We start from the raw sequence: 20,330 nt of genomic DNA, 5'->3' as shown, positions 1-20,330 counted from the left end.
GCGCAAAGAGGTTCCAGGGATAACCCATTCGGGGGTCTCCCTGGTCGATAATTTATGCTATAACTAAAGCGCCATCCTTTTCCGTGACAATGACGGTTGAGCCATCCAACAGTTCTCCACTGAGAATTTTCAGTGCCAGCGGATCTTGCAGATGGCGCTGGATAACGCGCTTTAGAGGACGAGCGCCGTACACCGGGTCATAACCCGCATCAGCCAACCATTCCAAGGCTTTATCATCCACATTGAGCGTGATTTTTCGCTCTGCTAATCTCTTGGCCAATTGGGTGATTTGAATCTTAACAATATGAGTCATGTTGGCGCGACTGAGTCGGTGGAAGATTAAAATTTCATCCAGACGATTGAGGAATTCTGGTCTGAAAGAATCCCGCACCACCGCCATCACTTGGCTGCGCACTTCTGGCGTAATATCCTCACTGGCATGACTGGCCAAATAGTCTGCCCCTAAGTTAGAAGTCAGAATAATCACCGTGTTCCGAAAATCGACAGTTCGGCCATGGCTATCGGTCAAGCGCCCTTCATCGAGAACTTGCAACAACACATTAAAGACATCCGGGTGGGCTTTTTCGACCTCATCGAACAAAATCACTTGATAGGGACGGCGTCGCACAGCCTCTGTCAAAGCTCCCCCTTGTTCATACCCCACATAGCCGGGCGGGGCGCCAATCAATCGAGCCACCGCATGCTTTTCCATATATTCCGACATATCAATGCGCACCAGATTAGTCTCATCATCAAATAAAAACTCTGCCAGCGCTTTGGTCAATTCAGTCTTACCGACACCGGTGGGTCCTAAAAACAGGAAAGATCCGAGCGGCCGATTGGGATCTTGCAAACCGGCGCGTGAACGGCGTACTGATTGAGCGACCGCTTTGACAGCCTCCTCCTGACCAATAACACGGCGTCCCAGATTTTCCTCCATGTGGATAAGTTTGTCTTTTTCACCCGTCAGCATTTTATCGACCGGGATTCCTGTCCAACGTTCAACCACGCCAGCAATATCTTGCTCCGTTACTTCTTCGCGCAAAGACAGTTTATTTCCATCATCAGACATCGATGACAACTTAGCTTCCAAAGCGGGGATTAGGCTGTAGGTGATCTCCCCTGCCCTTGCTAAATCACCGCGCCGTTGCGCCACCTCAAGCTCTGACCGCAATGCATCCAGCTGTTCCTTTATTTTATGAATACTCGCAATGCTTTCTTTTTCAGCCTGCCACTCTGCTGTCATCACCGCAGATTTTTCTTCAAGATCAGCAAGTTCTTGTTCTAACTTTGCTAGACGCTCTTTAGAAGCTGGATCTTCTTCCTTCTTTAACGCCTCCCGTTCTATTTTCAATTGAATAATACGCCGATCCAATTCATCAATCTCTTCCGGCTTAGAATCCACGGCCATACGCACGCGGCTGGCTGCTTCGTCCATCAAATCAATGGCCTTATCGGGTAAAAAGCGGTCACTAATATAACGATTAGAGAGGGTACAGGCCGCCACAATGGCATTATCACTGATCCGCACACCATGGTGAATTTCATACTTTTCTTTTAACCCCCGCAAGATCGAAATTGTATCTTCAACGGTTGGCTCATTAACAAAGATTGGCTGGAACCGGCGCGCCAACGCTGCATCTTTTTCAATATGCTGGCGATATTCATCGAGGGTTGTGGCGCCCACACAATGCAACTCGCCGCGCGCCAAAGCTGGCTTTAACATATTGGAAGCATCCATGGCGCCTTCAGCCTTTCCAGCCCCCACGAGCGTGTGTAACTCATCTATAAATAAGACAATGTCTCCCGCCGCATTGGCAATCTCATTCAAGACAGCCTTCAAGCGTTCTTCAAACTCACCCCGGTATTTAGCACCGGCAATCAAAGCCCCCAAATCCAGAGACATCAAGCGTGTGTTTTTCAAGGCTTCGGGCACATCCCCATTCACAATACGTAAAGCCAACCCTTCGGCAATGGCTGTTTTACCCACGCCTGGCTCACCAATCAAGACCGGATTATTCTTTGTCCGCCGAGAGAGCACTTGAATCGTGCGACGAATTTCCTCGTCTCGACCGATGACGGGATCCAACTTTCCCTCTCTTGCCACGGCTGTCAGATCTTTGGCATACCGATTTAAGGCATCAAAGGTATCTTCAGCATTTTGGGAGTCAGCCGTTCGACCTTTACGAAAAGACGCAATAGCCTCGCTTAACTTAGAAGCAGTGACACCAGCCGCTTCAGCCAAGCGCTTGGCAGGATCAATCGAACATAATCCAAGGAATAAAACTTCGGCGGTAACAAACTGGTCACGCATTTTATCCGCAGCCTTTTCAGCTACATCGAATGCCTTAGCTGCTTCTTGAGCAAGGTAAACGCCAGCAGCACCAGCACCTGAAACCTTCGGGATTTTACCAAGTTCAGACTCAACGGATTGATGCAGTTGTTTGGCATTACCACCCGCCGACGTCACGATTTTTGCTGCCACTCCGTCTGCATCGTCGAGCAATACTTTTAAAAGATGAAAGGGGGTAAGTTGTTGATGCCCTTCACGCACAGCCATCATTTGGGCTGACTGGATCATACCTTGAGCGCGTTGTGTGTAACGGTCTTGATTCATGGTAACCTCCTGACTTTTTTGGCTATAGAATAGCATTATTTTAAAGCAGGAGGTATGAAATTTTAGTTATAAAATTTTCAGAATAATCACGTAAACTGCTGTGATCAAATTTGAGGCCAACGAATGGCTATATCTTCTTCCTCGCCCTCAAAATCTTGTAAATCTATAGAGAGTTCTGTCTGTTGAACAGGCGTTTATACTCTCTACCCCCATTTCAAACACATCTTCGGGACAACAGTAAGAATAAAGCCTTAGCTATTAAATAAAGAGGTAGCCTCGATGAGATCATCGAAAAAATTACTCTGCGGCAGACTTTTCTTGTACTATGCCATCCTCAGTCTTTGGTCGCGGACGACGCCCTGGACGACGCGGAGGGACTTTAGCAGTCTCAACTGGTGGTTGAGACTCAGGAAGAGGAGCATTACCCTCTACAAGCGCAAACTCAGGCACGCTATTGCCCTCTGCAACAGCTTCTTCTCCACCTTGAGAAGGCATCGAAGAGTGAGATTGATTAGCTTGCTGGTGTTCTCGGTGTTCGCGATACTCATTGAGAATTCGCAAGAAATGATCGGCATGCTGATAGTAGTATTCAGCCTGAACCCGATCGCCAAAACCTAAAGCTTCTTTTGCTTGACTCAAGTAACGTTCGTAATTCTGAGCAGCCACACCATAACGTGGGCGTGATTCGGGCCGTTCATAGACATTGCGATCTGACGTCGGACGTCCCCCATTATTATTTGATCGACGAACAGTAGAACCTCGCGAACGATTTCTTCTTAACATTAATAACTTACCTAATTTTTTGAAAATTTATAATGGTCTCTATGACCGACTACGCTCTCAACGCTAAGATTTCTCTCGAAACCGCGACACAGCTATTTCCAGTCTAACAACTCTTTTGTCTCTTTGCCAAGAATTTTATTTCCTCTTATTTTTAAAGAAAATCTAAGAAAAAACCACGCACCTGTCTAATTGATTGAAATCTTTCACCTTGACAAGCAGATTGAACTCATTTTCTTGGGCAATAAAATTTACTGAATCAGCCTGAGCATGACCAATTTCTAAAATAATTATGCCCTTATTTTTAAGATAGCCCCGTGCAGACTGTAAAATCGCCTTATAATCAGCCAAGCCCTTATCTTCCGCAAATAAGGCGCTTGCAGGATCATATAAAGTTTGTCGTGACAAAGTTTCAGATGGGTCAATATAGGGCGGATTAGCCAGTATAATATCAAAACTGCCTGCTATAGCCTCAAACCAATTGGATTGAACAAACTGACAGCGATCTTGTAGTCCCAAGGCCTTGGCGTTTTCCTGAGCTACCGCGAGCGCCGCTTCAGAAAAATCAATCCCCACACCTGTTGCCTTAGGCACTTCAGATAAAAGGCTTAAGAGCAAACAGCCAGAACCTGTCCCTAAATCTAAAACATGCACCGGACTTGGAAGGTTTGAAATATACTTCAAGGCTGTCTCAATTAGAATTTCACTATCCGGCCGCGGATCCAACGTATCAGCTGTCACCTTAAATTTTAACCCCCAAAATTCTTTATAACCCAGAATTTTGGCCAATGGTTCATGCTGGCAACGTCGATCCACATAGTTGGATAAAGTCTCGAATGTTGCAGGGCTAATCTCAAGGGGTACCTCAAATAATAGCTTTTCTTGAGAAAGCCCCAAAACATGACCTATCAACAACCTTAGTTCACGAACAGGGTTTTCTGCTGGGCTACCCTGCATTTTTTCTAGAAGTTTTTTAAATGCTGCTTGAAATTTCATGGGGTAAATTGTTCACGAATAATACGATCGTCCAGATTATGGTCTTCTGTGAAAAGGAGGCGAAAAAATGAATCCGTTACTTGCTCTATCTGCGCTTGTTCAATATTTTCCACCATTTGGTAGTCTGCAGAGGCACTCATAGCCCGCTCTCGAGGGTTTAAAACTGTCAGTTTAATCTTAACAGAACTTGGCAACAAGGCCCCTCGCCACCGTCGGGGTCGAAAGGGACTAATGGGTGTTAAGGCCAACAAATTTGCCCCAAGCGGAATAATTGGCCCATGGGCAGACAAATTATAAGCCGTACTGCCAGCTGGTGTGGCCACCAGTACCCCATCACTCACCAGTTCATTTAATCGAACAATACCATCAATCTCAATCTGAATTTTGCCAGCCTGGGAAGACTGGCGCATTAAAGAAACTTCATTAATGGCATGATGCACTTGCTCTTTACCCTCAACATCAATGGTGGTCAGGCGCAAAGGATACAGCGCTGTTTCATGGGCATGTTTAACCTTATCAAGCAAATCCTCGGGTGCCACAGAATTCATCAGGAACCCAACAGTGCCTGCATTAACACCGAAAAATGGAACATCTAAATGTCGTAAATTATGCAGAGCATGTAACATAAATCCATCTCCCCCAATAACAGCAATACAGTCGGCTTGATCAAGAGCCACCGGCTGCAAATGCTTTAGAGTCTTTTCTTGAAACTCTTGAGCCTTTGGGTTGCGAGAGGGAAATAAAGCAATTTTTTGAATATTCATGGTATCACGCTTAATAAATCTATAGTGACATTATAAGCTATTTTTATAAATATACTCAATTCAAACAAATTTTTCTCGTTTTTGTTTCTGTTATACCCCCTCCTTACCCCTATTCCTGGTTTGTTATTATTATAATTCATAAAATTCTGGAAAATTTTTTATTTTGTTAAGCGTTTCTTAAACGTTATCCCCCAATATGAGAGTTAAAGATACACTTATACCCAAAGTATGGGAGGGTTAATTAAATGGGAAGTATTCAACATAAATTAGACCGGGTCCGCTCGCCACGTGTCCAAATTACTTATGACGTGGAAATCGGCAATGCAATTGTCATGAAAGAATTGCCATTCGTTATGGGAATTATGGCAGACCTCGCTGGCCACCCTGCTGACACCCCTGCTGCGCTCAAATATCGTAAATTCGTGGAAATCGATCGCGATAACTTTAACGACATCATGGAAAAGATTCGTCCTCGTTTGGTTTTACGGACGGACAATAAATTTGCCAATGATGGCAGCCACCTTAGCGCTGAGTTGTTCTTCCATAATATGGATGATTTCCAACCCTTAAGCATTGTTAAGCAGATTGAACCATTGCGTAAACTTTATGAAGCGAGAACAAAATTAAAAGACATGCTGACAAAGCTAGATGGGAATGATGCGCTGGATGAATTACTGCATGAAGTAATTACCAGCACAGAACAACAAACCGCTTTAAAAACCGAACTTGGTATGACAGATGACGCAGCAGCTGCAAAAGCTGATACCCCTGCGAGCTAACGAAGGATAAGGGAGAAAAATTATGGCAGACACTATTACTCAGCCTCAGACCCCAGAGCAAGTCACCCTCGATGTCTTAATGACAAAGGGTAAGCTTGCAAAAGACGACACCCAAAAACCTTTCGCTCGCGATTTGGTTGAAGAATTTGTTCGGCAAGTTGTCGAACAAGGGAATGTCTTGAGCAATGATACAGTCACCTTTATTAATCAACGAATTCAACAAATTGATGACCTGATCGCTGTTCAACTGAATGAATTCATGCACAGTGAGGAATTTAGAACGCTCGAAGGATCCTGGCGTGGTCTCAATTATTTGGTCATGAATTCAGAAACAGGAACTCATTTAAAATTGCGATTGATGACAGCGTCTAAGCAAGAGCTTTTGGATGATTTAGAAAAAGCCGTTGAGTTTGACCAGAGTACCCTTTTTAAGAAAATCTATGAAGAAGAATATGGCACCTATGGTGGTCATCCTTATTCATGCTTACTCGGCGACTATGAGTTTACACGCCATCCGATGGATATGGAGTTGCTCTCTAAGCTATCTCAGGTAGCAGCAGCAGCCCATGCCCCCTTCATTTCGGCCGCTCACCCTCGCCTGTTTGACTTTGACTCTTTCGAAGAAATGGGTCGTCCACGTGACCTGGCTAAAATCTTTGAAAGCCTAGAGCTCATTAAGTGGAATTCTTTCCGGGATTCCGAAGATTCACGATATGTGGCTTTGGTTTTGCCCCACGTCATGATGCGCTTACCCTATGGCGCCAATACGCTTCCAGCAGAGGGCATTAACTTTGAAGAAGATGTCGCCGGTGCCGATTCTAAAAAATTCTGCTGGACCAATGCTGCCTATGCGCTGGGGACAAAACTGACAGATGCCTTTGCTAAGTATAAATGGCTTGCTGCGATTCGTGGTGTCGAAGGAGGTGGGTTAGTCGAAGGACTTCCAGCCTATACCTACAAGACTGCAGACGGTGATATTGCCCTCAAGTGCCCAACCGAAGTTGTCATTACGGATCGCCGTGAAAAAGAATTGAGCGATCTTGGATTTATCTCTTTGGTTCACTGTAAGGGAACAGACTATGCAGCATTCTTTGGCGGCCAAACAACGCAACGACCAAAAGTGTATAACTTGGACGATGCAACGGCGAATGCTTCGCTCTCGGCTCGCTTGCCCTATATGTTAAATGCCTCGCGCTTTGCCCACTATATCAAAGTGATTATGCGCGACAAAATTGGTAGTTTCCTCACAGCGGATAACGTGTCGCAGTATCTCAATACATGGATTGCTAACTATGTTCTGTTGAATGATGATGCGCCGCAATCCGTTAAAGCACGCTACCCATTACGCGAAGCTCGTGTCGATGTATATGATATCCCCGGCAAACCAGGGTCATACCGTTCTGTCGTTTATATTCGTCCACACTTGCAAATGGAAGAATTAACAGCGTCGATTCGCTTGGTTGCAACCTTACCTGCCCCAGCAGGTTGATAAAGATTTAACTTAAGCTCCGGGCAATTGCCCGGGAGGTTAGCGAAAGACAAAGCACGTAGCTTTTAGGAGGAAAGACAAGATGTCCCATAATTATACACAGTACGGTAGCATTCCTTTAGTCGGCGATCAGAATGTTAGTATTCCTGTCGTGGACCCTCGCATTAAACATCTCAACAGTGTCACCACCCCTGAATGGATGATTTCAATTGACAAACTGTTATCATCTAACATCGAGGGTTACGAAACCTTTACAGAGTTATATGGTTGGTTTGCGGAACAGGCTCGCTTAACCAAGGGCAGCACCGCATCCCAATTGTTCTCCACATCGGCCGTACAACACTCAAATATTTTGATTGTGATTCCTAATGGACTATATCTTCCCATGTTAGAGACAATTATGAACACAGGGTCAAATTTGTCCGCCATTAAAATCGTACGATTGGCCAATATCACGGATCTTAAAATTCCCATTCAAGAAGTTGATTATACAAATTGCAAGGTGGAATCCATTCAACAAAAACTCGATGAGATTATTTTATCCATTCGCCCTGAAACGCGGATGAATACTGTGATTCAATATGCTCAAGATGGCAGCAAACTGGGTCAAAACGTTAGCTTCTTTGATTATGTTACCGGTAAAGCAACCTAAGTTTATCGCCCACTCCCCTTTAAAATCCCCACCTAGCCTTGGGGATTTTTAATAAAAATTAATATAAATTTTTACTAAAAATTAACCAGCACAGCGTCATTATAGAGATAAGATAGATATAGTCAGGAGAAAAAGAATGAGTGAAGGTTTTGGATTCGCCCACAGCAATCTTCAATATGGACAAAGCCCGGTGATTGGTGCAGGAATGAATGTACCAATTCATGCCCCGACAATACAACATACCTCCCACGTCGCCACCCCTGAATGGATGGTTATGATTGATGACCTGTTAAGTTCAACCATTGAAGGCAGCCCGGATGGAACTGATGCCGATCTGACGCAATGCGCAGAATTACTAGGGTGGTACTCTGAACAAGCTCGCTTAACAAAAGGCAATACAGCAAATCAATTGTTCTCCACCTCTGCTGTCCAGCATTCGAGTGTTGTGATTGCAATCCCGATGGGGGATTACGTTGCAAGTCTTGAAAATAAAATGAATACAGGATCTAACATTGCCGCCATTAAACTGATTCGTTTAGCGAATATTACTGATCTTAAGGTCCCTCTACAATTTATTACCTATACAAATTGCCGCATTGAATCAACACAGCAACAACTAGATAAATTGATTCTTTCTTTCCGTCCCGAAACGCGTCAAAATACAGTTGTAAAATATGGACAAGATGGACAAAAAGTTGGAAACAACGTCAGCTTCTTTGACTATACGAAAGGGACAGCCGAGGCATAATGATAACAAGAGATATCATTAAAGAATCATTAGCGGAGCCTAAGCGGGAGCAAGGGGCTCCTCTTTCATTATTTGAAAAACTTATCGATACTGATCGCAGTGTTCAAGAAGAAGTCCCGGCTAAACGATTTTATAATCGGTTTGAGTTGATGCAATCGATTCAATTCGAACTGTCCCGAATTTTAAATACACGGGCCAATGCCAAAAAAACAGAGTATGATCAATTGGCGGCTGATGAACGAAACTTTGGTTTACCCCAACTCTATGGCTTAGCTGATTTTTCTCAATATGATGCCACAAACAAGGGACATTACCCTCGCATTGCTCGATTGTGCGAAAATGCCATCCGGCTTTTTGAACCGCGTTTAAAGAACGCTATTGTTACCATCACAGAATTTGACATTAAAAAAGCACGACTTTATGCCATCATCGATGCTGAGCTTAATATGAAAGATTTCCAGGAAGAAGTCACCTTTCCAATGGAAATTGAAGTTTAAGAGAAATAGGCCATTACCTCCCTTCTCCCTCATTCCGGGTCGCGCTTGCGCTTGCCCGGAAAAAGGGAAGTTTTGGGATGATTGAGATCATCCCCCTCCTGCCGGGCTTGACCTAGGGCCTTGATATTACACGAGTACTCGCCAAGCAGCTCAAGATCTCAGCTCTTCAGCCAGGAATAGGAAAGAGAAAAAACAGCGGGGAATTGGAAAAGAGAGGGATGGCCGGTAAAGGAACTCTTTTAATACTCTCTTCTAAATTCAACACACAGCCAAGCTAGATTTTTATTTTTTCCCCGATTCTAGCTTATTAATATCCATGATAACCCTATCCTAATGGACGTTAATATTTTTATCAGCGTTAAGAAAGAGCTCAAGCAGTTTGTTGCTTGAAAGTTTATGACCCTTATCTTCATGCTTCTTAGAAGGCTTTAGACTTTTATTCTTTTCTAGAATAAGATTATATTTATCCGCAATTTTCTGAAGCAGCATAAATACAGCAATTCTATTAATAGATTCTTCCTTTTTATAGATCTTGCGGCAGCTCTTTGCAAAGTCTTCCAGTTCAGGTTTTTGCATTCCTTTGATATCTTCATACAAGTCTTTAAACCTCTTAGTATCAAGATATTCTTCATACTTATTTTGTGAAGAAGGAGATTTATGCAAAAAGGTTAAACTCTCTTTAATTTGCTCTTCTTGCAAAGAAACTTTCGACCATATTTTAGACACATAGGCGTTAGCTTCAGACTCTAAAACTTTATTTGTGCACTCATAGGCTTTACTGGGCAAATGAGAAGCCATAATTAACAAACTTAATAATATTTTGCGCATTTTATTTACTCCCTTAAATTAATATTCTCTCAAAGAATAAAGCATTCCTAAATAAAATATTTCTTCTCTGTCTTTTTTACTTCCAAAATTACTTAAAAAGTTAAATAATTTAAGAGCATGTTCTTTGGATGTAGGACCCGGTATTCTAAGGAATGAACCCGTCACGCCTTCATCTAAGCCGCATTTTCTAAGAAACCAAGGGCCTATATATGGTATGGCACGAACTTCTATAATAGCTTCACCAAATTTCTTTTCTTCTGTTGACATCTCTTGATTATAGGCCCCCATAGAATTATCAGAATTTAGAAACCATGGAGGAGATAACGCATCATGATGACTCGGAATACTTTCAAATCTAGCATTATCTACATCTATTATAATCCTATTTTTTGGACTTTGTATACTATTTACTATACTTTGATAATAATTTTCAAGGAGTGCCTTAATAGGCATACCATCAACCATAACATCATCCTTAAAATTTCTAAGCATAGTGGTAGTAAGAACTCCTTGTTTCAATAGTTTATCGAGAACTTCTTGATGTTGTTCATAAAATTCTTCTTCAAACAATTTTCTAAAATGGATAAGAGATTTTACCTTACCTGTTTGTTTATCATAAAATTGTTCACCATAATTTGTACTATTAAATTGAGAGAGGAATTTTTTGAAATTTAATATTGTATCCCATCATCGTCTCAAAGTATTCGCTATATTCACCTTGTTGTACATTAATATCCTCAAACATAGAACTAAAAGGACGGCGCGACATTAATATTAATTGCATTTTAGGGTCTACTTGATGGGAACTTTCAAAATATTTGAGAGTTGTTTGCAGAGCATCACTTTCAATACGAAATTTTTCCGCTAGAACCTCTAGCCGTTCTTGCTCTTCATTTCCGCTTTCCTCTTTAGGCTCAGTTACTACTGGAATGTTGGCATATTTATTCTTTTTTTCTTTTATTTTAATAACTTCTCCTTAATTAGATCCGGGGAAGAACTTTTAACAGGGGCCATCCTAACAAGTGTTAAAGCGTGCAGAAAAGCTAAGCCGTTCATTTTTACGCTGGAATAAGCGTATACAAATTTAGAAAAATTATCAAAGTTCCCTTGCTTTTGGGCTTTTAGAAATTCATCACGCAATGGTAAGCTTGCTGATAAAATGAACATATAAGGTGAATCAAAACCTAAAAGTGCAAAATACAAAGGTATAGCGTACTCTAATGGATGTTGGATTGTCACTTGAGGAGTAAACTTAGATTTCCATTCTAGTGATGGTTTAATAATATATTGATCTTTCACCTGAGCAAATGCTTTATGGTTTTTTAGAGAAAAAGAGAACTTTTTAATCTGCTCTCTGATACAGGTCACCCATTTTTCAAATGTAATTTGGTTATCCTTGTTCAAAAGGTCTTCAAGAAGATTGGTAGTCCCCAGAAAAAGGTCCATACAAATGGAAAGATCCTGTTGCTCTTTATATGAAAAAGGTCGCGTAACAAATTCAATATCATTACCATCAATAACAACATGCAAAGGTTTATGTTGTTTGAAATCAACAATACTAAATAGACGTTTTTTCTGTATATTAGTATCAGTCAAGGCCCATGGACATAAACCATTTTCTTCCTGAAATTCAAAGCCAAGCTTAAATACCATGTTGCCGTGTGGCTGCTGGGAAGAGGCTGATCCTTCTATATCTTCTTCACTTAATTCGCTCTCATCGCTTATATCTTCTATTGGGATAGATTGTTTGGGGGTAGAAGTAGTTTTCTCTTCGCTGCCCCGGCTATAACTTCCCCAAGAACTTACTATAAATATTAGAATGAGTAATCGGAAAAAGGTACTGAAAGGTGCTTCAAATGGTCTAAACATGACTATTCTTTCTACTATAATAAAAATATCAATTATTCTAGATATAAGAATTAATTGTAAAAATTCAAGTTTCTACAAAAAAATACATAGAATTTTTAACTTAACCTCATCCTTTAGAAAGTTTATTTAAAGGTTAGAGCAGCAATCTATAGGATTAATCCTAAGTTTAATACGACTGTCTCAAATGTTAAGAAAGGGGAGACACCCACCTTTAGCATAAGGTAGAAAAATTGAGCCCCTCTTATTCCTCTCTTATAACTTGTCTTAATTCTTTTAATTGATGGAGAATGTCTTACGCATTTTACTCAAATAATTTAGGTTAATTAAATATCAGCCAAGCGCATTTCTTTAATCCCATCACCTTTTAGCAACCGTTCTGACAATTTTGGTAGAATTTGTGAGGATAAAACCTTATCAATCGCACGGGCCCCTTGCTGCAGACTTTGGGAAATTTCAATAATCCGCTGAATATCCGCATCTACAACAATAAGATCTGCCTGATGCTGCTGTTTCAGTCTCGCATCAATTTCGCTTAATTTGAGCCGTGTAATACGAGCCAGTTCACCGAATCCCAGCGGCGCATAAGGAATAACCGTCGTACGCGCTAAAAAGGCATGAGCAAATCGTTTATTAAGAGCCAACCATAGTTTTGGTTCAACCGTTGAAAAAAATTCTTGATCTACTTGACCACTATTTCGTTCCCAGAAATCAGAAATAACTTCCGCGCCAATATTAGAGGTCAAGATAATCAGGCAATTTTGGAAACTAACTTCCACTCCCTCCCCGTCTTCCATTTGCCCTTTATCAAAGATTTGGTAGAATAGGTTCATAACGTCAGGATGCGCTTTTTCCACCTCATCCAACAAAATAACACTATAAGGATTGCGGCGAACAGCTTCGGTTAAAACACCCCCCTTGCCATATCCCACGTAACCCGGAGGCGCACCTTTTAAGGTTGCCACTGTATGGGGTTCTTGAAATTCAGATAGATTGATACGGATCAAGTTATCGACAGAGCCGGTAAGCACATCCGCTAAGGCTTGTGCCGTTTCAGTTTTACCCACCCCACTCGGGCCCGCAAGCAAAAAAACACCCATCGGTTTATGAGGATCGGCCATACCCGCTGAATAGGCGAGGATATTCTGAGCAATTCGCTGCAATCCATAATCTTGGCCGATCACCCGGTCTTTCAATTTTTGAAAGACATCTTCTTTCTTTAATCCATCGTGATAACTGAGCATCGTTGACACAGGTACACCCGTCCATGAAGACAAAACCTGCGCCACAGCACGCCTATCAACTTTATAAGATGCCCCTAATGAGTCAAAAGCTTCGTTGAGTTGCTGATGCAAAGCTTGCAATTCACTTTCATGGGTTGGCTGCTCGCCTAAGGATGGCAAAGACGGCTGACTTTGCAGACTATCCACTTTATCTAAAACAAGCCTCGCATGGTGCCACTTTTCAGTCAGCGATTGGATTTCTGCTGTGATATGCTTTAACTCTTGTTCAAGCTGACCATAGCGTTGCTGATTGATTGTGCCCCCCTTTGTTTCACGGCGAAGCATCTCTAATTCCACTGTCACTAAGGCGTGACGATTCTCTAGAGTTTCCATCTCAGCAGGCTTACCCTTACGTACCACGGCCACTCTAGCGCTCGTCGTATCCAGCAGATTAATAGCTTTATCCGGAAGTCGACGATGCTGTAAGAATCTCTGGCTAAGGTGGACAGCGGCCTCAATGGCTTCATTTAAGATCTCAACCTTGTGATGCCGTTCAAGACTGGGAACAAGATAACGCAAGATCATACCAGAAGTTTCAAGCGACGGCTCAGTGACTTTGACTTGCTCAAATCGCCGTGTCAACGCTGCATCCCCTTCAATATGTCGCTTATATTCCGACCATGTGGTTGCCGCGATAACGCGCAATTCTCCACGCGCTAAGGCCGGTTTTAAAAGATTAGCCGCATCGCCTGTCCCTGCTGTCCCGCCAGCACCAATCAACGTATGCGCCTCATCAATAAATAAAATAATGGGTAAAGGTGACTGTTTGACATCATTAATCACTTGGTTGAGACGATCTTCAAACTCGCCCTTCATGCCGGCTCCTGCTTGCAACAATCCAAGATCTAAGCTATAAATTTGGGCACTTTCCAGGCTGGCTGGAACGCTTCCTCCCACGATACGCTGTGCTAATCCTTCAACAATTGCTGTCTTACCGACCCCAGCTTCGCCTACTAAGATAGGATTGTTTTGACGACGGCGGGACAAAATATCCACCAACTGAGAAACCTCTTTCTCCCGTCCACAGACTGGATCCATTTTTCCGGCGACCACCAACTCATTCAAATTGGTAGCAAAGCGCTGTAAAGCTTCTCCCTCTGCCTTAACTGACATTTCTAAACCAACAGAGTCAGCCTGGATTGTATTACTTATCACTGAACTGTATCGATTTTCAGGGCTTGCTTTTAACAATAAATCTAAATCTTGCCGTAATGTGTGCCGCGGGATCCTAAGAATCAGGGGGCAGGATTCCAAAATTATACCCCGAATTTGGTCTACATCAATCAGAGCCAACATCAAAGCTGCCGTGCGAATTGAAGATTGATTTATCCGAAGGGAAGCGATACTCCATGCATGTTCTAACACCATGAGAACATTGGGTGACAAGACAGGTGTGCCCGTACAGCCGGTTTTAAATTTATCGATTGCTCCTAGCAAATAACGCTTAACTGAATCAATATCCACATCATATTGCCGCAAAATCTGACGCACATCAGTTTCGGCTTGCTCTAACAACTTATAGATAAAGTGCTCTATTTCAACATTATAATTAGTCTTTGTAACGCATAAAGCCGCCGCCCCTTCCAAGGCACGCTTACTTGGGTGATTCAGTTTCGACACTAAATTCTTCATTTCTGTTGCCATCCAATCACCCCATTTAAAAGAAAGTTTAATATTATGGTATCTAACCCTCCCCCCTGTGTACAGCTAATCATCAGAAGTTAAGGTAAAATTTTATCTAATTGATTATCATTGAAAATTTTACCGGTCTTTCTTCGTTAAGATATGAAATCCGTAAAGATACAAGGCTCACATTTTTTATGCAATTTTCTGTTGAAAATGTTGCCAGAATACGGTAAAAATGGTTATCATCGTAGTTATACGTCTTTGCGGGCGTGGTGAAATTGGCAGACACACCAGATTTAGGTTCTGGCGGCGAGAGCCGTGGGGGTTCAAGTCCCTCCGCCCGCACCACTTAATTAATCATTACATTTCAGGCAGAGTAAATAATGAAGATCTCCCGCACATCGGCCCAAGGATTGAAGCAAGAATATAGCGTTATTGTTCCTTCAGCAGACATGAATAATCGGATTCACGACCGTCTAACTGTTCTTGGTAAGAAAGTAAAAATGGCTGGCTTCCGTCCAGGCATGATTCCAACAACAATCCTCAAGCAACGTTATGGCGCCGACGCAACTCAAGATGCTTTAGAGACCGTTGTTCGCTCAGCCATTACTCAAATCTCTAAAGAAAACGGGATTCGCCAAGCTGCTCAGCCGAAAATCTCAGTTGAATCTTTTGATGAAGATAAAGACTTAGAAGTTAAGATTGAATTTGAAGTTCTGCCCACAATCGATCTTAAAGGCTTTGATAAAATTAGTTTAGAAAAGCTAATTGTTGACTTACCTGAAGCAGAAATTGCTAAAAAAGTTGAAGAAATCGTTTCTAACCATCAGAAATTTCAACCTTTAGCCAAAGAACGCGCTTCTAAAGACGGTGATTTGGTTCATTTGGATGCAGTGGCCACTGTTGATGGTAAGGCATTCAAAGGCTTTGACAAGCACATGCATGTTGTCGTGGGTAGCGAAGAAAAACTCTTATCCGGCGCCTTAGAAGACGCTGTTAAAGGTGTCAAAAGCGGCGATACCCTTCAAGTTTCCGAAAAATTCCCTGAAGATTTCAGCAATAAAGCTGTTGCTGGTAAAGACCTAAAGCTTGAGCTTAAAGTTGGAAAGATTGAAGAGCCTGCAAAAGTTGAATTAAATGACGAACTTGCCAAAGAATTTGGTTGCGAAAATGTTGATGATTTCAAAAAACGCGTTCGTGAAACAATGGAACGGGAATATGTTAACCTTTCCCGCATGCGTTTAAAGCGCCATCTCTTGGATGCTCTCAACACTGAATATACATTTGACCTACCAGAAACCATGGTTGAGAATGAATTTAATGCCATCTGGACCCGCCTTCAGCAAGAACTGGAACAAGCTCGTCAAAATGGCACCCTCGAGGATGATGACAACCGCTCTGAAGATGATTTGAAAAAAGAATATCGCGATATTTCTGAGCGCCGCGTTCGGCTAGGGTTAGTTATCTCTGAAGTGGCTCGCGAAAAGAAAATTAAAGTAGAAGATGCCGAAGTTCGCCAAGCCATTTTCCAAGAAGCCATGCGCTATCCAAACCAAGTCAAAGAGGTTTTTGCGTTCTTCCAAAAAAATCCTCAAGCCGTTGAGCAAATTGCTGCTCCCATTTTAGAAGATAAGGTGGTAGACTTTATATTGACAGAGGTAAAATTAGCTGAAAAGAAGGTCTCTCCTGAAGGTCTTATCGAAGCCATCCGCGGCGTTGTCCCTGGATTTGAAGCAGATGATGAAGGACAAACCGACACAAAAGCTAAAAAAACCTCGAAAGGGAAAACGACTAAATCTAAAGGTGAGTAAATATGGCATTCGATCGGTCCTCGGTGGTTAGCAATTTGGTTCCAATTGTTGTTGAACAAACTAACCGGGGGGAGCGGTCTTATGACATTTACTCCCGCCTCTTAAAAGAGCGCATTATCTTTATCACCGGTCAAGTTTATGACGACATGGCAAGTCTGATATGCGCTCAAATTCTTTTCTTAGAATCTGAAAATCCACACAAAGATATCGCTCTTTATATTAATTCTCCTGGCGGGGTAGTGACAGCTGGATTATCCATTTATGACACCTTGCGCTATGTTAAATGTGACATTGCCACTCTGTGTATGGGACAAGCATGTTCGATGGGATCCTTACTCTTAACCGCGGGAACAAAGGGCAAACGATACAGCCTGCCCAATGCTCGCGTCATGATTCACCAACCGTCCGGAGGCGCGCAGGGTCAAGCCACTGACATTGAAATCCAAGCCCGTGAAATCTTAAAAATGCGCCAACGCCTTAATGAGATGTATGTGCATCATACCGGAAAATCTTTGGCGGATATTGAACGCGCCATGGAACGGGATAATTTTATGTCAGCCGAAGAAGCCAAAACTTTTGGATTGATTGATCATGTTGTAACCGATCGCCCAACAGCACTGGCTTTGGAAGCGAATAAAGATAAGCTATAGTCATAGTTGGGGCCTTTAAAGGGGTAGAAATAATGACTCTCCCCCCCCCTCAATGAAAAACAGCTGAGATGATTATCCGTCCCACAACAGTAAGCGATCTTGAAACCATTGTAGATATCTCAATTCAAGGCTGACAGCATACCTATGCAAACATACTACCACCCGCCACTATCCTTGACAATCTTGATCATGATCAACGATTAAACACGAGAAAATCATGGTTTAATACCCCTGGCAAATATTCCGTGGTAGCAGAAATCAATAATCAAATAGTGGACTTTTGTGATTTTGGCATTTCAGGGCAGGCAAAATTAGCTGAAGGTGAAATTTATGCCATCTATGTATTAAAGGACTTTCACCATAAAGGGATTGGCAAAAAACTGATCACAGCCGCTTTCAAATCTCTGTAACATAAAAATATAAAAGATTGTATGGTGACAGCTTTTGCTGAGAATACCCCAGCCTTAATCTTTTATGAACGGCTTGGGTTCCATTTTAAATAAATCACTGAAGCAAAGATTGAGAACAAAATTTATCTAGAAAAATTTTTTTACCATAATTTTACTCTCAGCTAAAAACTGGCTCTGAAATTAATCGGTATATCCTTCCACTTGAAAAAGAAAAAAATCCTGATAATATCATGACTTATACACCTCGACAAATAGGCAGAAACGTCCTAGGATGAAGCATCATCCACTTTTAAAGAGGGAAAAATGGTCAAGCACCTTATAGATGAACAGATAAATCTAAACTTACTGACGCCGGAGAAAACTCTTTTCACAGGCGAGGTGTCAATGGTTGTCATTCCCGCTGAAGAAGGGGAGTTAGGAGTATTGCCAAAGCATGCTCCGTTCGCAACGACTCTGAGAGCCGGTGAGGTAAAAATTTATCACAACGATAACGTCAGCGATGTTTTTACAATCAGCGGTGGATTCGCAGAAATCGTTAATAACAAGTGCGAAATTGTGGCAGATGGGATATTGCTTTAATTTATAAAGCATTTATATAAAACTGTGGAAATTGTATTTTCTTTAAGCAATGATATAAATTAACAGATAAGTTAATTTAGTGAGGGATCTTTATGGCGATGGATACGGAATTAAGACCACGCATTACGGTTGTGGGTGTTGGCGGTGCAGGTGGAAATGCAGTCAACAATATGATTAGGGCAAAACTTGAAGGTGTAGAGTTTGTGGTTGCGAATACCGACGCACAGGCGCTGGCTCAATCCTTGGTGCCGCCCGACCACCGTATCCAATTAGGGTTAGGTGTGACTCAAGGGTTGGGCGCTGGCTCTAAACCCGATGTAGGTCGCTCTGCCGCCGAAGAATCCCATGAGGAGATTATAGGGCTCATTAAGGGCAGCAACATGGTCTTTATCACCGCTGGCATGGGCGGAGGGACAGGAACAGGAGCTGCCCCGGTTATCGCGCGCGCTGCCCGTGAACTGGGTGTCCTGACCGTTGGCGTTATTACAAAGCCATTTCATTTCGAAGGATCTCACCGCACCCGTACAGCTGACAAAGGAATCGACGAACTCCAACAGTATGTTGACACTTTAATTATTATCCCCAACCAAAATCTGTTCCGCATTGCCAATGAACGTACAACCTTTGCTGATGCCTTTAAAATGGCAGATGATGTTTTATATTCAGGGGTACGTGGCGTTACTGATCTGATGATTATGCCGGGTCTTATTAACCTTGACTTTGCTGACATCCGCGCTGTTATGGCTGAAATGGGTAAAGCCATGATGGGAACCGGAGAAGCCCAAGGTGACCGTCGCGCCTTAGATGCAGCCGAAGCTGCCATTTCAAATCCATTGCTGGATGACGTCTCCATGAAGGGCGCCCGCGGCGTATTGATCAATATCACCGGTGGATTTGATATGACGTTATACGAAGTCGACGAAGCCGCCAATCGTATTCGTGACGAAGTTGACCCTGACGCCAATATTATTTTTGGTTCCACTTTTGATGAAAAACTGAATGGAACAATGCGGGTGTCTGTTGTAGCAACTGGTATTGGTGACTTTAAACCATCTCATGCAAATTTATCTGCAAGTCAGGCTGCGCCTAAGTCAGAACCTGAAAAAGCTCAGACACCCTCTTTCGGGGGGTCTAACTTTGCCAGCCGTGATTTCGGTTTTGGTGTTTCTAGCTTTACCCCACCGAAAACGACAGAAACAGAAATAGCTGCATCAGCAGAAACCATTCTATCAAGCCCAAGTCAATCAGTGCCATCTCAAGAATCTTTTCAGCAAACACTGAATTCTACCCCAGAGGCTGTCTCTCACGCCCAATCTCATGGATCAACAGTAGCCGAGGAATCTAAAACTGTTGATATGCTAAACGATATCGTGGCTGACCTTGGAAAAACTCTGGATAAAGTGGATGCTGTCAGTTCTGCTCCGTCTCAAGAACTTTCAGAAGCCCCTCAAGCGCCGAAGATTCACCCGTCTCCAATAGAGGTCCCACCGGCTAGTGAAAAGAAAAAACCAATATCTCTGTTTGAACGCTTTACCGGGGTCGCGCGTGGACGCGCTGCTGTGGAAGAAGAAGAAACATTAGCAAAAAAATCGACACCGATTATTTCGGCAGCAGATAAGCATGCGGATGAGGACAGTGATGTCCTTGAAATTCCAGCCTTCCTTCGCCGAGAAGGCTAAATCAGAATCATCAAGATTACAAAAAAAAAGACAGTTAGCTATCGCTACTGTCTTTTTTTATGACATTCCTGTCAAAACTAGATAAGGCTACTCTCTTGTACTATAAGGGAAAAGTAAATGTTATTTTATAAATTGAGCTAATTTAATAACGGAAAATCAAAAATTCTTTGGGAGCCCATAAATTTATTCTTGATATTTAAATTGGAAGATCAATATCAGAAAAGAATGAGTAACCCTTTAAAAAGAAATGATAAAATAGAGAAATCCTCCTTTGTT

The 20,330-nt window shown here is 42.4% G+C and carries 19 protein-coding genes and 1 tRNA gene; 11 read left to right on the top strand and 9 right to left on the bottom strand.

Annotation, left to right across the window (positions count from 1 at the left end; all coding sequences use genetic code 11):
- Positions 1-52 precede the first annotated feature (52 nt).
- The 4 genes from clpB to ID47_RS00595 form a co-directional block, all read right to left on the bottom strand.
- Complete coding sequence (clpB, locus tag ID47_RS00610; protein WP_038462784.1) at positions 53-2,617, bottom strand: ATP-dependent chaperone ClpB; 2,565 nt, start codon at positions 2,615-2,617, stop codon at positions 53-55.
- Between the two features lie 297 nt (positions 2,618-2,914).
- Entirely contained in the window at positions 2,915-3,400 is a 486-nt protein-coding gene (locus ID47_RS11435) for a DUF4167 domain-containing protein (protein WP_051908313.1), read from the bottom strand.
- 162 nt (positions 3,401-3,562) lie between these two features.
- Positions 3,563-4,393 carry a peptide chain release factor N(5)-glutamine methyltransferase gene (gene prmC / locus ID47_RS00600; RefSeq protein ID WP_051908311.1) on the bottom strand — a complete coding sequence of 277 codons (831 nt, stop codon included), beginning with the start codon at positions 4,391-4,393 and terminating at the stop codon, positions 3,563-3,565.
- Positions 4,390-5,157, bottom strand: coding sequence for an NAD kinase (locus ID47_RS00595; protein ID WP_051908309.1), 768 nt, complete (start codon positions 5,155-5,157; stop codon positions 4,390-4,392). The genes prmC and ID47_RS00595 overlap by 4 nt, the downstream gene beginning before the upstream one ends.
- A gap of 245 nt (positions 5,158-5,402) precedes the next feature.
- On the opposite strand from ID47_RS00595, the gene tssB reads away from it, so the two are divergent.
- The 5 genes from tssB to tssE all read left to right on the top strand — a co-directional run bounded on the left by tssB (position 5,403) and on the right by tssE (position 9,322).
- On the top strand, positions 5,403-5,936 hold the full coding sequence (tssB, locus tag ID47_RS00590) for a type VI secretion system contractile sheath small subunit (protein WP_038462783.1): 534 nt from the start codon (positions 5,403-5,405) through the stop codon (positions 5,934-5,936).
- A gap of 22 nt (positions 5,937-5,958) precedes the next feature.
- Positions 5,959-7,425, top strand: coding sequence for a type VI secretion system contractile sheath large subunit (tssC, locus tag ID47_RS00585; protein WP_051908307.1), 1,467 nt, complete (start codon positions 5,959-5,961; stop codon positions 7,423-7,425).
- Between the two features lie 82 nt (positions 7,426-7,507).
- Entirely contained in the window at positions 7,508-8,077 is a 570-nt protein-coding gene (locus tag ID47_RS00580) for a hypothetical protein (protein ID WP_038462781.1), read from the top strand.
- A gap of 136 nt (positions 8,078-8,213) precedes the next feature.
- Entirely contained in the window at positions 8,214-8,825 is a 612-nt protein-coding gene (locus ID47_RS00575) for a hypothetical protein (protein WP_038462779.1), read from the top strand.
- Positions 8,825-9,322, top strand: coding sequence for a type VI secretion system baseplate subunit TssE (tssE, locus tag ID47_RS00570; RefSeq protein WP_038462777.1), 498 nt, complete (start codon positions 8,825-8,827; stop codon positions 9,320-9,322). Before ID47_RS00575 ends, tssE begins: the two co-directional genes overlap by 1 nt.
- A 330-nt stretch (positions 9,323-9,652) precedes the next feature.
- Here tssE and ID47_RS00565 read toward each other — a convergent pair whose 3' ends face one another.
- The 5 genes from ID47_RS00565 to tssH form a co-directional block, all read right to left on the bottom strand.
- Positions 9,653-10,150 (bottom strand): hypothetical protein, encoded by a 498-nt coding sequence (locus tag ID47_RS00565; protein WP_038462775.1) that lies wholly within the window; start codon positions 10,148-10,150, stop codon positions 9,653-9,655.
- Positions 10,151-10,168: 18 nt separating this feature from the next.
- Positions 10,169-10,720, bottom strand: a complete 552-nt coding sequence (locus ID47_RS00560) for a hypothetical protein (RefSeq protein WP_038462772.1) — start codon at positions 10,718-10,720, stop codon at positions 10,169-10,171.
- 73 nt (positions 10,721-10,793) lie between these two features.
- On the bottom strand, positions 10,794-10,934 hold the full coding sequence (locus tag ID47_RS12695; RefSeq protein ID WP_156956593.1) for a hypothetical protein: 141 nt from the start codon (positions 10,932-10,934) through the stop codon (positions 10,794-10,796).
- A gap of 173 nt (positions 10,935-11,107) precedes the next feature.
- A complete protein-coding gene (locus ID47_RS00555) occupies positions 11,108-12,019 on the bottom strand; it encodes a hypothetical protein (protein WP_038462770.1) in 912 nt (303 codons plus the stop codon).
- A 323-nt stretch (positions 12,020-12,342) separates the two neighbouring features.
- On the bottom strand, positions 12,343-14,943 hold the full coding sequence (tssH, locus tag ID47_RS00550) for a type VI secretion system ATPase TssH (protein WP_038462767.1): 2,601 nt from the start codon (positions 14,941-14,943) through the stop codon (positions 12,343-12,345).
- Between the two features lie 245 nt (positions 14,944-15,188).
- Here tssH and ID47_RS00545 point away from each other — a divergent pair.
- From ID47_RS00545 to ftsZ, 6 genes are all read left to right on the top strand, one after another.
- A tRNA-Leu gene (locus tag ID47_RS00545) sits at positions 15,189-15,273 on the top strand.
- A gap of 35 nt (positions 15,274-15,308) precedes the next feature.
- Entirely contained in the window at positions 15,309-16,736 is a 1,428-nt protein-coding gene (gene tig, locus ID47_RS00540; RefSeq protein WP_051908305.1) for a trigger factor, read from the top strand.
- 2 nt (positions 16,737-16,738) lie between these two features.
- Positions 16,739-17,386: an ATP-dependent Clp endopeptidase proteolytic subunit ClpP gene (gene clpP / locus ID47_RS00535; RefSeq protein WP_038462765.1), complete on the top strand. Its 648-nt coding sequence runs from the start codon at positions 16,739-16,741 to the stop codon at positions 17,384-17,386.
- Between the two features lie 152 nt (positions 17,387-17,538).
- Positions 17,539-17,796, top strand: a complete 258-nt coding sequence (locus tag ID47_RS13350) for a GNAT family N-acetyltransferase (RefSeq protein WP_084675809.1) — start codon at positions 17,539-17,541, stop codon at positions 17,794-17,796.
- Between the two features lie 303 nt (positions 17,797-18,099).
- Positions 18,100-18,375, top strand: coding sequence for an ATP synthase F1 subunit epsilon (gene atpC / locus ID47_RS00525; RefSeq protein WP_038462763.1), 276 nt, complete (start codon positions 18,100-18,102; stop codon positions 18,373-18,375).
- 92 nt (positions 18,376-18,467) lie between these two features.
- Positions 18,468-20,054 (top strand): cell division protein FtsZ, encoded by a 1,587-nt coding sequence (ftsZ, locus tag ID47_RS00520; RefSeq protein WP_038462761.1) that lies wholly within the window; start codon positions 18,468-18,470, stop codon positions 20,052-20,054.
- Positions 20,055-20,330: the final 276 nt, after the last annotated feature.

It is taken from the genome of Candidatus Paracaedibacter acanthamoebae, assembly GCF_000742835.1.
GTDB lineage: Bacteria > Pseudomonadota > Alphaproteobacteria > Paracaedibacterales > Paracaedibacteraceae > Paracaedibacter > Paracaedibacter acanthamoebae.
The sequence above is the reverse complement of the archived record's forward strand: the minus strand, read 5'-3'. Positions and strand labels throughout refer to the sequence as shown.

What these genes read in the sequence shown, in the direction of transcription:
- clpB (WP_038462784.1), bottom strand. Translation starts at nt 2,617, where the DNA reads ATGAATCAAGACCGTTACACACAACGCGCTCAAGGTATGATCCAGTCA.
- ID47_RS11435 (WP_051908313.1), bottom strand. Translation starts at nt 3,400, where the DNA reads ATGTTAAGAAGAAATCGTTCGCGAGGTTCTACTGTTCGTCGATCAAAT.
- prmC (WP_051908311.1), bottom strand. Translation starts at nt 4,393, where the DNA reads ATGAAATTTCAAGCAGCATTTAAAAAACTTCTAGAAAAAATGCAGGGT.
- ID47_RS00595 (WP_051908309.1), bottom strand. Translation starts at nt 5,157, where the DNA reads ATGAATATTCAAAAAATTGCTTTATTTCCCTCTCGCAACCCAAAGGCT.
- tssB (WP_038462783.1), top strand. Translation starts at nt 5,403, where the DNA reads ATGGGAAGTATTCAACATAAATTAGACCGGGTCCGCTCGCCACGTGTC.
- tssC (WP_051908307.1), top strand. Translation starts at nt 5,959, where the DNA reads ATGGCAGACACTATTACTCAGCCTCAGACCCCAGAGCAAGTCACCCTC.
- ID47_RS00580 (WP_038462781.1), top strand. Translation starts at nt 7,508, where the DNA reads ATGTCCCATAATTATACACAGTACGGTAGCATTCCTTTAGTCGGCGAT.
- ID47_RS00575 (WP_038462779.1), top strand. Translation starts at nt 8,214, where the DNA reads ATGAGTGAAGGTTTTGGATTCGCCCACAGCAATCTTCAATATGGACAA.
- tssE (WP_038462777.1), top strand. Translation starts at nt 8,825, where the DNA reads ATGATAACAAGAGATATCATTAAAGAATCATTAGCGGAGCCTAAGCGG.
- ID47_RS00565 (WP_038462775.1), bottom strand. Translation starts at nt 10,150, where the DNA reads ATGCGCAAAATATTATTAAGTTTGTTAATTATGGCTTCTCATTTGCCC.
- ID47_RS12695 (WP_156956593.1), bottom strand. Translation starts at nt 10,934, where the DNA reads ATGCAATTAATATTAATGTCGCGCCGTCCTTTTAGTTCTATGTTTGAG.
- ID47_RS00555 (WP_038462770.1), bottom strand. Translation starts at nt 12,019, where the DNA reads ATGTTTAGACCATTTGAAGCACCTTTCAGTACCTTTTTCCGATTACTC.
- tssH (WP_038462767.1), bottom strand. Translation starts at nt 14,943, where the DNA reads ATGGCAACAGAAATGAAGAATTTAGTGTCGAAACTGAATCACCCAAGT.
- tig (WP_051908305.1), top strand. Translation starts at nt 15,309, where the DNA reads ATGAAGATCTCCCGCACATCGGCCCAAGGATTGAAGCAAGAATATAGC.
- clpP (WP_038462765.1), top strand. Translation starts at nt 16,739, where the DNA reads ATGGCATTCGATCGGTCCTCGGTGGTTAGCAATTTGGTTCCAATTGTT.
- atpC (WP_038462763.1), top strand. Translation starts at nt 18,100, where the DNA reads ATGGTCAAGCACCTTATAGATGAACAGATAAATCTAAACTTACTGACG.
- ftsZ (WP_038462761.1), top strand. Translation starts at nt 18,468, where the DNA reads ATGGCGATGGATACGGAATTAAGACCACGCATTACGGTTGTGGGTGTT.